Origin of the sequence: Vibrio sp. MA40-2, assembly GCF_047302445.1 — a bacterium.
Classification (GTDB): Bacteria; Pseudomonadota; Gammaproteobacteria; order Enterobacterales; family Vibrionaceae; genus Vibrio.
In genome coordinates, this window is the sequence record NZ_CP178628.1 from 1,138,621 (window position 1) to 1,153,521 (window position 14,901).

Annotated in this window: 9 protein-coding genes; 2 read left to right on the forward strand and 7 right to left on the reverse strand. The window is 41.2% G+C overall.

Annotated elements, in window-relative coordinates; genetic code table 11:
* Positions 1-112: 112 nt before the first annotated feature.
* The 3 genes from acs to ACLKML_RS12920 form a co-directional block, all read right to left on the reverse strand.
* Entirely contained in the window at positions 113-2,053 is a 1,941-nt protein-coding gene (gene acs, locus ACLKML_RS12910) for an acetate--CoA ligase (RefSeq protein ID WP_413285649.1), read from the reverse strand.
* Positions 2,054-2,223: 170 nt separating this feature from the next.
* Positions 2,224-2,859 (reverse strand): 3'-5' exonuclease, encoded by a 636-nt coding sequence (locus tag ACLKML_RS12915; RefSeq protein WP_413285650.1) that lies wholly within the window; start codon positions 2,857-2,859, stop codon positions 2,224-2,226.
* A gap of 2 nt (positions 2,860-2,861) precedes the next feature.
* Positions 2,862-4,688, reverse strand: a complete 1,827-nt coding sequence (locus ACLKML_RS12920) for a DUF294 nucleotidyltransferase-like domain-containing protein (RefSeq protein WP_413285651.1) — start codon at positions 4,686-4,688, stop codon at positions 2,862-2,864.
* Between the two features lie 246 nt (positions 4,689-4,934).
* Here ACLKML_RS12920 and ACLKML_RS12925 point away from each other — a divergent pair, with 246 nt between their 5' ends.
* Both ACLKML_RS12925 and ACLKML_RS12930 read left to right on the forward strand, forming a co-directional pair.
* Entirely contained in the window at positions 4,935-6,101 is a 1,167-nt protein-coding gene (locus ACLKML_RS12925; RefSeq protein ID WP_413285652.1) for a 3-phenylpropionate MFS transporter, read from the forward strand.
* Between the two features lie 97 nt (positions 6,102-6,198).
* Entirely contained in the window at positions 6,199-9,693 is a 3,495-nt protein-coding gene (locus tag ACLKML_RS12930) for a PAS-domain containing protein (RefSeq protein ID WP_413285653.1), read from the forward strand.
* An 88-nt stretch (positions 9,694-9,781) separates the two neighbouring features.
* Here the strand turns inward: ACLKML_RS12930 and ACLKML_RS12935 are convergent, their stop codons facing one another.
* The 4 genes from ACLKML_RS12935 to ACLKML_RS12950 all read right to left on the reverse strand — a co-directional run bounded on the left by ACLKML_RS12935 (position 9,782) and on the right by ACLKML_RS12950 (position 14,834).
* Complete coding sequence (locus tag ACLKML_RS12935; RefSeq protein ID WP_413285654.1) at positions 9,782-11,485, reverse strand: sodium:solute symporter family protein; 1,704 nt, start codon at positions 11,483-11,485, stop codon at positions 9,782-9,784.
* Between the two features lie 12 nt (positions 11,486-11,497).
* A complete protein-coding gene (locus tag ACLKML_RS12940; protein ID WP_317717918.1) occupies positions 11,498-11,764 on the reverse strand; it encodes a DUF4212 domain-containing protein in 267 nt (88 codons plus the stop codon).
* A 302-nt stretch (positions 11,765-12,066) separates the two neighbouring features.
* Complete coding sequence (locus tag ACLKML_RS12945) at positions 12,067-12,702, reverse strand: response regulator (protein WP_413285655.1); 636 nt, start codon at positions 12,700-12,702, stop codon at positions 12,067-12,069.
* 266 nt (positions 12,703-12,968) lie between these two features.
* On the reverse strand, positions 12,969-14,834 hold the full coding sequence (locus tag ACLKML_RS12950) for a protein-disulfide reductase DsbD (protein ID WP_413285656.1): 1,866 nt from the start codon (positions 14,832-14,834) through the stop codon (positions 12,969-12,971).
* Positions 14,835-14,901 lie beyond the last annotated feature (67 nt).

A 14,901-nucleotide genomic window follows, 5' to 3' on the forward strand; every position in this document is an offset into this window, starting at 1 on the left:
ATTGTATTTTTATAACTGCGCAAACTAGCAAAATTTGCCAGTAAGAAAATAAAAAAAGCGCTATAAAAAATAGCGCTAAATGGTAGAAATTATCTTTGTTTAATCCATTCGGTTAGGACATTTCGGCTTTTTCAGCGATCAGTTTATCGACAACACTTGGGTCGGCTAATGTCGAGGTATCGCCTAAATTACTGGTGTCGCCAGTGGCTATTTTACGCAATATACGGCGCATTATTTTACCTGAACGAGTTTTCGGGAGCGAGTCTGTCCAGTGCAACACATCGGGGGTCGCAATTGGACCTATCTCTTTTCTCACCCAATCTTTTACTTCTTTATGCAGTTCTGCACTTGGATATTCACCCGAATTTAGCGTGATGTAGGCATAGATAGCTTGTCCTTTAATATCATGAGGAACACCAACAATTGCCGCTTCTGCTATTTTATCGAAGGCAACCAGTGCGGATTCAATTTCAGCTGTTCCCATCCTGTGACCCGATACATTAAGAACATCATCTACACGACCAGTGATCCAGTAGTAACCATCTTCGTCACGACGAGCGCCATCACTGGTAAAGTACATGCCTTTAAAAGTAGAAAAATAGGTCTGCTCAAAGCGATCATGGTCACCATAAATACTGCGCATTTGACCCGGCCACGAATCTAAGATAACTAAGTTTCCGTCGGTTGCCCCTTCAATGATATTTCCCATATTATCGACTAGGGCTGGCTGCACGCCGAAGAATGGGCGAGTCGCCGAACCCGGTTTCAAAGCGGTGGCTCCGGGTAGCGGAGAAATAAGAATGCCACCGGTTTCTGTTTGCCACCATGTATCAACGATAGGGGATTTTTCATTGCCGATAGTTTTGTAGTACCACTCCCAGGCTTCTGGGTTTATAGGTTCACCTACCGAGCCCATAATACGTAAACTGTTTCGGTTGGTGCCTTCAATCGCTTCATTGCCTTTGGCCATCAGGGCTCGAATCGCTGTTGGAGCGGTATATAAAATAGAAACTTGATGTTTATCGACTACTTCACTCATTCGATTTGTGTTTGGATAATTAGGTACACCCTCAAATAGAATGGTTTTTGCGCCATTGGCTAATGGCCCGTAAACTAAGTAGGTATGGCCAGTTATCCAACCGACGTCAGCGGTACACCAAAATGTGTCACTGTCATTATAGTCAAACACATATTTAAAGGTCATCGCCGCATAAACAAGGTAGCCCCCTGTTGTGTGCAGAACACCTTTAGGTTTGCCAGTTGAACCTGATGTATAAAGAATAAATAGTGGATCTTCTGCCTTCATCTCTTCAGGCGGACAATCATCTGAAACAGTGGCAGTTGCTTCGTGCCACCAAATATCACGATGTTCATGCCATTCGATATCACCACCTGTTCGTTGCAGTACCATTACTTTGCTGACACTGCTTGTTTCAGGGTTGGTTAGTGCTTCGTCGACGTTCTTTTTCAATGGTACTGCACGCCCTGCACGAACGCCTTCATCGGCTGTGACGACGACTTTCGCGTTAGAATCGATTATGCGACCAGATAAAGCTTCTGGAGAGAAACCGCCAAAAACAACAGTGTGAACAGCTCCAATACGGGTACAAGCCAGCATGGCTACCGCGGCTTCTGGTACCATTGGCATGTAAAGACAAACTACATCGCCTTTATGCACACCCGCTTCTTTTAACGCGTTAGAAAATTGACACACCTTTTGGTGTAATTCATTGAAGGTTAATGTTTGATCTTGTGTTGGATCATCACCTTCCCAAATGATGGCAACCTCATCGCCTTTTTGGGCTAGATGTCGGTCAATACAGTTAGCCGAAACATTCAATGTTCCATCTTCAAACCAGCGTATATCAACGTGCCCAGTATCGAAAGAGGTACTTTTAACCTGGGTGTATGGCTTAATCCAATCGACAATTTTGCCATGCTCTCCCCAAAAACCTTCCGGATCACTAACCGACTGTTGGTACATAGAAAGGTAGGTTTCATTGTCCGCGTGGGTGGTGGCTTTAATATTTTCTTTGACTGGATACACACTCATTGCTTCTCTCCTTGTGATATAAGCAAACTTCCGTTGAGTTCATTTTGGCAAGCACTGTTATTTTGAAAAATACTGTTATTTTGATAAGCACTGTGTTGTTGAGTTTTATAACTTTCGGTTATTAACGAATTTTTCTCAATTAGACTTTAGGATATATTGATGGTGAGAATCTATCGTCTATAAGCGGAGGTTAATTCGGGTAAGTCTCCGTAAGTTAATCTAACGTAGACAAGGGCTGCTGAGATTGCATCTTGCAATGCATCATGTTTGTGAGTTTGTGAAGGGAGATTTAAATGCTTACAGATCGCATCTAAGCTGAGGTCGAAATACGCATTGGGTAAATGTTTTTCTAACATTTCATGATAAATATGGCTCACCTCAATCAATTTATTAGGCAACGGAAAGCCCAATTGTTTTTGGCATGCAATGTCTAATATGGTTTTATCATAACGGATATGGTATCCGACTAAAGGTCGATTACCGATAAAATTTATTAGTGCTGTTATCGCTTCTTTTTCGCTTATTCCTCCAATTAGATCTTGATGGCGAATATGATGAATGCGAACCGATCCAGAATCCAAAGATTGAGGGGCACGTAAGCGAATATGAAAAGGTTCGCTAGTAATGATTCGGTTACCAATGATTTTGGTTGCGGCTATAGTAACGAGTTCAGCTCGCTTAGGGTCTAAGCTTGTGGTTTCACAATCGAGAGAAATCAATTCTTGATGTGAATTTTTGGCAAAAAGTTCACGATAAGGCGAGTCTTTTAGCTTGTAATACCACCAGTTACGTCTAAAAAAATTCATAGTTAATCTCTTATCTGGTAATGGTATTCAAGCCATTGCTTGAATTTTTTGACGACGTGAAAGCTATGGCGAAGTAGATCCCGTTCGGTTCGTTCTAATAATTTTAAATCAATTATGTTGTGGCTGTGTTGTTGCGATAGTTGCTGTGTTAATCGCAGTTTTACAAACAATTTAAAGGCTTCACTAAGGTTATCGGCGGTCTCTTTTTCCAGTACCTTTTTATTGGTTAGGGCAAGCAATCTATCAAACGTGTTATTTTCTTCGATTGCGTATTCTAGGCTCAATGCTCTAACGCCGTGAACAATAGGAAATAAACCTCCAGACTTTATATCTAATCCTTGTTTAGAGGATTTAACGTTGCCGAATAAAGTGAGTGGTGTCGAAAAGCTTAATGCAGGTTTGGTAAATTCGGCCAGAATCAGTTCTTGCGCAGTCATTTTGTCAATCAAGTGTTTTTTTATGGGAGTAAGTAACGCAGTGTTTCCCGCAACGGCATGAGCATCGGCCATAATCGCTAACTTCATGACTTGCTCCGGTTTAGAGCTTGATATCCAAAGATTTAAAGTTTTTTCCCATTCCTTTTCATGTTTTACCCACTGCGGATTATTGACCATAACGTTTCCGGGACAAAGAGGGTAACCGAGTTGTTGTAAAGTGTGGGTGAGGGTATTCATAAGATCAGATAAATCGGCAATATCAACCCCTTGTTTTATTATTAATGCGTTATCTTGGTCGGTTTTTAAAATTTGCTCTCCTCGACCTTCAGAACCTAGCACGATCAAACATACCTCATTATGCACCGTTGGCGGCAAGACCAATTCGAATGCTTTTTCGATGATTTGTTCGTTAACCGCGGAAATAAGTTCCATGATAAAACGGGTTCGAATACCGTTGGTAATTAAGCTTTCGACTAAGTTTCTTTGTCGGTTGGCTGCGAGAGCAAGCTCATCAATACTGCTTGCACGAGCAATACTAAGGGTTAATACATGAGAATGAGTAGAAAAAGCACTGAGTATTTGAGTCATATCTAACATGCCGACCGCATTGTTGCCATCGCACACCATCACTCTTTTCATTTTCTGTTTTGTCATTGTGATCATGGCATTAAATAGAAAATCACCATCATCTACGTGAAAGACAGGAAAAGTAACGATGTCACCAATGGCAGTATTTAATGGCCGTTTATCTAACATGACGGCATGCAGCATGTTGGTTCGAGTGACGATGCCATAAGGGCGTTCATTACTGTTATCGAGTATCCTTTTATCGTCTTCATTGAGTTTAACCAGAGCGGCGTCAACGCCATTGTCTTTAAGCAATTGTGTGGCCTCAGCCAAAGGCAGCTCGGCTGTGATAATAAGTGGAGGGTGGTAAATAGAACGATCTACTCTAGTGAGTATAAATTCAGCTAAGTTTTGTTGTTGTTGAGCGGCTTTAATTAATTGGCGTCGTTTAGACAAACTGTTATCAAAATAGGCCGCGAACTCACCGTTGGAATGGTAAAGTTGCAGAAATTTATCGTTAGGCAGTAAATAGCAAAGCGTATCTTCTAGAGCGATATAATTATGTTTGGATAAATGATCAAATTGAGATCGAACGTCAAAAATATCATCATTGGCATAATGAGCAAAAACCTCTACGTTATCGGCCGATCGCTCTTCAACGACTCCTTTTATTAAAATATGCAAAAATTTATTCTTTTCTCCTGCTGTTACCAATTGATCTTTTGCTCGGTAATAAGCGACATCCAGAGAAGACTTCAGTAAGAGTTGTTGGTTCTCTGATAGTCGATCAAAGGGCGGTGATTGCATATTAAATTTATCAGGCATGGTGAGCGTTGCTCCAAATAGACTTACTTATACATAGTCTGGCAAGTTTCCTTTGAACCTCCAGACGACTTTGGTCTAATGGCCGTTTTAATACCATCAAGCTGGTATCGGTTTTTTTGATATTTATATCATTGAAAGGAACTGGAAGTAGGAACAGAAAATCAATTAATTGTTCCCTTTTTAACTGATCAAATCGTAGGCATAATAGCGAGGAATTTTCGATTATTATAAATAGCTAGGTTAATTATGTTTTCCCCTTCCCCTCATGGTTGGATATCTCAGTATTTTATTGGTTTCTTTTTTGCTTATGGTGTTTATATTCCATTTTGGGCACTATGGTTTAAAGAACAAGGCGTCTCTGCCAGTGATATAGGTTTACTTATGGGCTTGGCTTTTGCTACCCGTTTTATTGCTAACCTAGTTATTACCCCACGCTTACATAAAGTCGAATATTTATTGCCGGCAATTCGTTGGCTTAGTTTCTTTTCGGTAATTTTTATTTGGTTCCATTTCTTCACTGGTGGTGATTTCTGGCTAATGGCTGGTGCGACTATTTTGTTCAACTTGTGCGTTGGTCCTGCGATCCCACTTTCAGATGCAATGGCCAATTACTATGCCAAACTGGGTAAACTAGATTATGGCCGAACACGGTTGTGGGGCTCGATTGCCTTCATTGCTGGGTCTACTTGTGTTGGCTATTTGATTTCTGTATATGGCACCGACATGATTGTACATACCGCTCTAGCCGGTATTACCGTTGGTCTATTACTCTCGATGCGAACGCCCAATCCGCCACCTAAAAGTGACGATGACCAAGATTCGATACGCCCTAAATTATTTGCTTTAATGACTAAACCTGATGTATTTCGTTTTTTAGTTTTAATGTCATTAATTCATGGTAGTCATGCGGCATACTATAGCTTTAGCACTATTTATTGGAAATCGGTTGGTCATTCAGAAAACATCATTGGTTATTTGTGGAGCATTGGAGTTATCGCTGAAATTACGGTTTTTGCTACCAGTAAAAAGTTATTTAATGATGTGAGTATTCGCACCATGTTTTTGATCGCTTCTACCGGTATTGCTGTGCGTTGGGGCTTAACCGCATCAATTACCGATATTTGGGCATTAGGATTTATTCAATTATTGCATGGTGCGACGTTTGCCACTGCTCACCTTGCTGCAATTCAATATATTCAACGTGCTAATCAGAATGAAATGGTGCCGTTGCAAGCATTATATAATGCCATTCCTATGGGAGCCTTTACTGCGGTTATGACTGCATTGAGTGGTATTGGATTTGAGCTTTGGGGCGCAAATGTATTCTGGTTTATGGCAGGAATGGGTATTCTAGCCTTGTTTATTCGGGTTGATTCAAAAAAAGGCCAACCCAAGCCACAGATTCCGAGCTAACCACCTGAGTATTAACAATTCTTTAACTACACTACTAAAGTCGAAGTTTTATACTTCGGCTTTTTTTAGTTAATTAGCATGGTTCAAGGATACGAAAATGCAAGGATGGATTGTTGTTCCTGTTACTCTCACATATTTAGGTATTCTTTTTTTGGTTGCGTGGTATGGCGATAGGCAGTCCCGATGGTTATCTCAATGGAGACCGTGGATATACAGTTTATCTATTGCGGTTTATTGTACTTCGTGGACATTTTATGGAACGGTTGGGCAAGCCAGTAATAATCCTTGGTCTTTTTTGCCGATTTATATTGCGCCGATATTAGTCTTTACCTTGGGCTGGCGAGTGATTGCTCGTCTCATTCTTATCGCTAAACGTGAACACATTACTTCTATTGCTGACTTTATCGCCGCACGTTACGGTAAATCTCAAGGGCTTGCTGTTACCGTCACTCTCATTGCCGTTGTCGGTATTCTTCCATACATTGCCTTGCAATTACGTGGCATTACAATGGGGCTAGATATTCTCGCACCTGAATTAACGTCGCAACTGGGCTATAAGGACAGCCATATTTCATGGTTTGTGGTGGGTGCATTAGCGGTATTTACCACCTTGTTTGGTACTCGCCATATTGATAACACTGAACATCATCGTGGTATGATGATGGCAATTGCTTTTGAATCACTGGTGAAATTAGGCGCTTTTCTTATTGTGGGTTTGTTTATTGTTTACCTCGCGTTAAGTCGTTCCGAAATTAACTTAGTTGATATCGCTATTGAAACCTATCAAGCACCTAATATTCCTAGCATGGTTATCCATACGCTATTAACAATGGCAGCGATCGTTTGTTTGCCTAGGCAATTTCATACCATGGTAGTTGAAAATGAAAGGGCGCAAGATTTGCACGTCGCACGTCGAGTCTTTCCTACTTATCTTGTGTTAATGGGGTTGTTTGTTTTACCTATTTCTTGGGTTGGTCAGAGTTTATTAGCTGGTAGTCCCGCCGATGCTTATGTGATTTCGTTGCCACTTTCTGTTGGTGCTAATGACATTGCACTGTTGGCATTTTTAGGAGGGACTTCCGCGGCAAGTGGCATGGTTATCGTGTCGACTATTGCTTTGGCTATTATGGTTTCAAATGACCTTGTATTACCTCTTCTGTTGAGAAGAATGCGTTTTTCTCAGCGTACTCATCAACACTTTTCCGGTTTGTTGCTTAACATTCGCAGAGTGTTGATATTGCTGATTCTATTTGCAGCTTGGGGCTTTTACATGGCACTGGATAATATCCGTTCATTGTCTGTTATTGGGTTGCTGTCATTTGCCGCTATTGCGCAATTTTCTCCTGCACTCATTGGTGGCATGTATTGGCGATTAGGCAATAAAAAAGGGGTGTATATTGGCTTACTGGCTGGCTTTACTATTTGGGTTATTACTTTAATGAGCCAGACGGATATGTTAGCGGGTGATTCTGAAAGTAATTTTTTATTATGGATAATTAGCCCACCTCAGTTTTTAGCCAATTGGTCACTAACCTCAACTGATTGGGGAATGGCATTAAGTGTCTTAGTTAATGCTGGCTGCTATGTTGTGGTTTCGATGTTTACTCGCTCTAGTCTTAGCGAACGTTTGCAGTCGGCTGCATTTGTAGGAACCCCATTACCAGAAAATGAAAACATGAGTTTGTACCAAAGCCGAGTAACGGTCGCGGAGCTTGAAATGCTTGCAGCACGTTTTGTAGGCAGAGCACGTGCGCGTACGGCGTTTAATCATTATTGGCATAAAGAACAGCACACTTTATTACCCAACCAGCAAGCCTCATCCGGTTTAATTCGTCATACCGAACGTGTTCTTGCTGGTGTTTTTGGAGCTTCATCCGCTAAGTTAGTACTTACTTCTGCTTTGCAAGGTAAAAAAATGCAGCTAGAAGAAGTGGCGACGATTGTTGACGAAGCGTCAGAATTGTATGACTTCAGCCGAGGCTTATTACAGGGGGCGATTGAACATATTAGCCAAGGGATTACCGTGGTGGATAAACAGTTGAGGCTGGTGGCTTGGAATCAACGTTACTTAGAGCTATTTGAATTTCCTGCTGGACTTATCCAAGTTGGTCGGCCGATCGCGGAAGTTATTCGTCATAACGCTCAAATGGGTTTGTGTGGGCCGGGTGATCCAGAGGAGCATGTTCGCAAACGGGTTTATCATTTAGAATGCGGAACGCAACACACTTCATCACGAGTTTATCCTGACGGGACTGTGATAGAAGTTCAAGGCAATCCCATGCCTGGTGGTGGCTTTGTTATGAGTTTTTCCGATATTACTGCATTCCGTGAAGCGGAAAAGACGTTAAAAGAGGTGAACGAAAACTTAGAATCTAGAGTGCAAAAAAGAACCCAAGAATTAGAGGATTTGAATAAGCGTTTGGTGCTTGCTACGCAAAGTGCTAATAGTGAATCTCAATCTAAGACACGTTTTTTAGCGGCAGTAAGTCATGATTTAATGCAACCGCTCAATGCTGCTCGTTTATTTTCCTCATCTTTGTCTGAAGTGGTTCATTCGTTTGATGCTGATAAGGATTTCGGTGTTGAGGCCGATGCTAAAACCGCAAAAAATAAAGAAATTAAGCAGCTGTCTAACAATATAGAGAGTGCCTTAGCGGCGGCTGAAGAACTGATTGGTGATTTGTTAGATATTTCTCGATTAGAGTCAGGGAAATTGAAAACCGATATAAAAAGTTTCAAATTAAACGATGTGTTAAATACCTTAAATGCTGAGTTTAGTGCCTTAGCTAACAAGCAACAAATTGACTTTAAAATGATCCCATCCAATCTGATTGTTCATTCTGATGCCAAGTTGTTACGTCGAGTTTTACAGAACTTTTTAACTAATGCCTTTCGGTACAACCCAAAAGGCAAAGTAGTGTTGGGCACTCGTCGTGTACAAGGGCAGGTCAGAATAGAGGTTTGGGATAATGGCGTTGGTATTGCCCAAGACAAGCAATCTGAAATTTTTGACGAATTCACCCGTGGAGATGCGAATCACGTTTCTCAGGGATTGGGTATCGGTTTAGCTATTTCTAGAGGTATTGCCCGAGTACTTGAACATGATATTGGTTTGCGCTCTTGGCCTGATGAAGGTTCTGTTTTTTCAATCACTGTCGATCGAGCGGAAAGAGCCGAAACCATGATTGAAGTCGTTGAAAAAACAGAAATTGCCCCTTTATTGAATGTCAGAGTGATTTGTGTCGATAATGAATTAGAAATACTAACCGGTATGAGAACGTTACTAGAACGCTGGGGCTGTGATGTTCGAACGGCACGAGATTTGGTGGAAAGCTTGCAATTACTACAGGACGATTGGATACCGCAGGTGATTTTTTCCGACTATCGTTTAGATAACGATAGAACAGGATTAGAGGTACTGCAGCAATTCCGTTTACGTTTGGGCAATAAGTTTGCAGGCATTATTATTAGTGCGGATAGAACAGAAGATATGATAAGTGCGATTAAGTCGAACGGTTTTGATTTTATTGCCAAGCCTGTTAAACCTCTTAAATTAAGAGCAGTTCTGAACCGCGTTCAGCCAGATGACTAATATAAAAATCGTATAATAAGATATTTTGTTCCGAATAAAAAAGCCGATGCTACTTAGCATCGGCTTTGGTCGTTAATCTAACGGTTAATTAATGATCGTGAGCTGCGCCTGATCCTTTTGGATAGCGAATTGACTCAACCATTTCTTGAACATCTTGTGGTACTTCTGCAGTAAACTTGTTCACAACAAGAGAAACAACAAAGTTGACACACATACCTAGTGTACCGATACCTTCAGGACTGATGCTAAATAACCAGTTTTCAGGCACGTTGGCTGCTGGGTTAATGAACTTGAAATAGACGATATAAATAGTGGTAAAAGCGATACCAGAAAGCATACCGGCAATGGCACCTTCTTTGTTCATCTTCTTGTAGAAGATACCCAAAATAATGGCTGGGAAGAAGGATGCGGCTGCTAAACCAAAGGCAAAAGCGACCACTTGTGCGACGAAGCCTGGCGGGTTAATCCCAAGGTAACCGGCGCAGATTATTGCAAAGAAAGCGGCTAGCCGAGCAGCAAACAGTTCTTGTTTGTCGGTCATATTGGGCCTAAATCCTTTCTTCAACAAGTCGTGAGAAATAGAGGTCGAAATAACTAACAATAGACCTGCAGCGGTTGATAGTGCAGCGGCTAGACCACCAGCAGCTAACAATGCGACAACCCAGTTTGGTAGTTTGGCCAGTTCAGGTGATGCTAATACAATGATATCGCGGTTAATGTTCATTTCATTGCGTTCATCGCCAGAGTAGAACATCTTGCCATCACCGTTTTTATCATCCCAAGAGACTAGCCCAGTACTCTCCCAGTTTTTATACCAACTTGGTGCTTCTGCTGCAGCGACACCTTGCATTTCTGGCCCATTGATCGTTTCTATCATATTAACACGAGCAAATGCGGCAACCGCTGGTGCTGTGGTGTAAAGAATAGAGATAAAAATGAGAGCCCAACCTGCTGAGATACGTGCATCAGATACTTTAGGAACCGTAAAAAAGCGAATAATAACGTGAGGTAGTCCTGCTGTACCGACCATAAGAGCGGCAGTGATAAAGAAGACATCAATAGTACTCTTGGTACCATTGGTGTATGCGGTAAAGCCAAGTTCTTCAGCTAAACCATCTAATTTATCAAGTAGATAGACATCTGTTCCAGAAATGGTAGAGCCGAATCCAATTTGAGGAACCGGAGATCCAGTCATCATAAGTGAGGTAAAGATTGCAGGCACCATAAAGGCGAAGATCAGTACACAATATTGAGCAACTTGAGTGTAAGTAATTCCTTTCATTCCACCTAATACAGCATAGAAGAACACCACACCCATACCGATGATGATACCCATATTAATATCAACTTCGAGGAAGCGCGCAAATACCACACCAACGCCACGCATTTGACCTGCAACATAAGTGAATGATACGAAAATCGCACAGAATACCGCAACCATACGGGCGGTTCTAGAATAGTAACGATCACCGATAAAATCAGGTACGGTAAATTTACCGAACTTACGGAGGTAAGGTGCAAGACAAAGTGCTAGTAATACATAACCACCAGTCCAACCCATCAGGTATACACCACCGTCATAACCGACGAATGAGATAATACCTGCCATTGAGATAAATGATGCTGCTGACATCCAATCCGCTGCGGTTGCCATACCATTTGCTACCGGGTGAACTCCACCGCCTGCAACGTAGAACTCACTCGTTGATCCTGCACGAGCCCAAATTGCTATGCCGATATAAAGTGCAAAAGTAATACCGACAAGAATAAACGTCCAAGTTTGAATTTCCATTTCTACAACCTCTTAATCTTCCTGTACGTTATATTTCTTGTCGAGCGCATTCATGCGCGCAACGTAAACAAAAATCAACACAACAAATGTGTAGATTGAACCTTGTTGAGCGAACCAGAAACCTAATTTGAATCCACCAATTTGGATAGTATCAAGTGCGTCGACAAATAAGATCCCTGCGCCATATGACACGATGAACCAAATGGCGAGTAGTGAGCCCATGATAGTTAGGTTTTCCTTCCAGTAGGCTTGAGCGTGATCCGATGATTCGAATGACATTGCCTTCTCCTTCCGTTTAATTGTTAGGTGTTTACAATTTATTGATGTAGCTAGCCGGAGACTGATTGACTCGTTTGTATCTTGTTATGAGCACAACTCTCGGCTTGTTAATAAAATGTTACGGAATATAGGTTAGCAGCACTTGGTTATTATCTCAGTGCAACTTTAGTCGAGGGAGAAAAGTGAAAAACGCCCTAAAAAAGGACGTTTATGATAAGTGGGTTATAAAAAACGCATGTTAATGATTTGTTAATATAGTCTAAGGTCTAACATACTACACCTAAGGTCTAACGGGCTAATTTTTAACTTTCTAACTCAAGGTGTTGAAGAAGAATGACCGCTTGAGTTCTATTCTGTACGCCTAGTTTACGAAAAATAGCGGTCATGTGGGCTTTGATTGTTGCTTCTGACACATTGAGTTCGTAAGCGATTTGCTTGTTGAGTAAACCGTCCGACAACATACCTAGAACTTTGTATTGTTGTGGGGTGAGTGAAGCCAGTTTATCGGCGAGATCAGTATTAATATTACTGTTCTTAAGCAGTTCTTCTGGGAAAAACGGATCGCCGCTTAACACTTGATTTAGTGCGCTAATCAGTGAGCGCATATCACTAGATTTGGGAATAAAGCCAAATGCGCCATGCATTTTTACTTGAGCGACAACATTGGGTTCCTCACTAGCCGATATCACGACAATGGGGAGATCGGGGTATTCCGCTCTTAACTGAATCAGGCCTGACATTCCGTTAGCACCAGGCATTTTCAGATCAAGTAACAGTAGATCGGGTTCAGTTTCTCTGCTGAGTAAATCAAGTAATGCAGATAGGGAGTCTGCTTCTACCAAGTTGGCGCCACTGATCGCCATGTGAATTGACTGAAATAAGGCATTTCGAAACAGTGGATGGTCATCAGCTATGATGATTGTGTAAGTCGATTCCATGACGTTAAGGGCTCTTTATAATTAAGTTAAATTTGTGCTTCGAGAATAAGTATTATCCGCTTTGGACGAATGGACAATATTTGACAGTTAAATTTCTGAACAGTATCGACTTTTATTGGATTTTTTATGCAAGTTGGTGGTTTTTTTGCTTTGGAGACGAGTTTTCAAGTTTAATTAGATTAACAATTGGACAATTTGGCTAGATGATAGGTCTCTTTCATCTAGCCAAAAGTTGCTGATTACTGACTAATAGATTAATAAATGACTTATTGGCTAATTTTGTGTTTTTCTAAGTGAGTGATAAAAGGTTCTGATTCAATGAATCCGGTTAATCTTGCATTAGAGCGATAGTTACCGTTAGCATCCCAAAAATCGATGGTCGGTAATCCCATGACTTTTAAGCGTTTAAACAGTGCGATATCTTCTGGACTGTTTTTAGTGACATCTGCTTGTAATAGAACCAAATCTTTTAGCTTGTCTTCTACTTCGGCAGTATGAAATGTATATTTTTCAAACTCTTTACATGCCACACACCAATCGGCATAGAAATCGAGCATTACCGATTTATTGGCTTTGTTTGCTGCGACAAGTTGAGTTTCTAAATCATCGACAGACGTGATACGAATAAAGCTTACTTGAGGCTGGTATGTGTGCTTGGATGCATCGGTAAACCACTGGTTATAAATAGGAATTGCCGAGGCGACTAATCCTAACACTGCGATAATGCCTACTATGCTTTGTTTCCAACCACCAAATTCGAGCTTATTTTTAATATGGTATAGCCAACCGAATGCCGTTAGACCTAACACAGCCCATAATGTGATGGCCCATGATTGCGGAATGATTCTTTCGATTAAAAAGATTGGAGCAGCAAGTAAAATAAAGCCAAACAACACTTTAACTCTATCCATCCACGCTCCTGCCTTCGGCAACAATTTATTACCAAAAACCGCCACAACAATTAGTGGAATTCCCATGCCTAGAGCCAGAGCGTAAAGTGCGATTGCCCCTGTTAATAAATCCCCACTCTGCGCGACATACAGTAATGCGCCAGATAATGGCGCGGTTGTGCAAGGAGAACAAACTAAGCCAGAAATAGCCCCCATGCTAAATACTCCGGCAATATTGCCTCCCTGTTGTTTATTACTTTGGCTACTTAACCAAGTTTGAATGCTATTAGGCAATTGAAGCGTGTATAAGCCAAACATAGACATGGCGAGTAAAACAAACAGGATACTTAGACTGATTAAAACATAAGGGTGCTGTAATGCGGCTTGGAACTGTAAACCAGCAGAGGCGACAATTAAACCAAGCAAAGTATAAGTAAGCGCCATTCCTTGCACATAAATAAAGGAAAGGAAAAAGGTTCTAGCTTGGCTGAGTTGGCCACTGCCGAGAACAATGCTGGTAAGAATAGGGTACATAGGTAGAACACAAGGCGTGAAAGCCAAACCGATGCCAAGTGCTAAAAATAGAAAGGGTGTCCACCAATTGTCGGCTATCGTCGTGGCAAACTCAGTATCTTTACTTTGTATTTGCGCCTCATTCACCACCACTTGGTTGCTCTGAATTGGATCCTCATTGCTTGCAGTGATTTCCTTGTTACTATTTTTATCCAGCTGTTGAATTGAGGGGGATAGGTCTGTTTGAGTGATTGTTGTTAGGTCGATTATTTTAGTTTCTGGTGGATAACAAAACCCTGCTTTCGCACAACCTTGATATTGAACAATCAGTTTTGCATTTTCAGTAACTGATATTAGCGGTACTTTGATGGTTAAAGGTTGAGTATAAATGTTGACCGCACCAAAGAACTCATCCTTGTACGGTTCACCGTCGCGCATAGTAAATTGATCAATTTCAGCGCTTTCGACGCTAATAGAGAGGCGCTGCTGATACAAGTAATACCCTTCCAGCACATCCCATTCGAGATGGACAACATCGTTTATTTGAGTCGCATAGAAAGGAAAGGCTTGTTGAACCGTAACAAATTTCGAATCGTTGTTATTGAAACTATCGTTATTTAAGGTATCGCTACTGGTGAAGCTAGACGAACTTGGGGTATTGAATAAAGCCAGAGCAGTATTAGGGAGTGACAATATACTGATCAGTAACAGAGAGAGAAAAATACGCATATTAAATTAACAACTAAGCCAAATAAGATAAGAATAAGACCGAGTAAGGCCTATCGAACTTTCATCT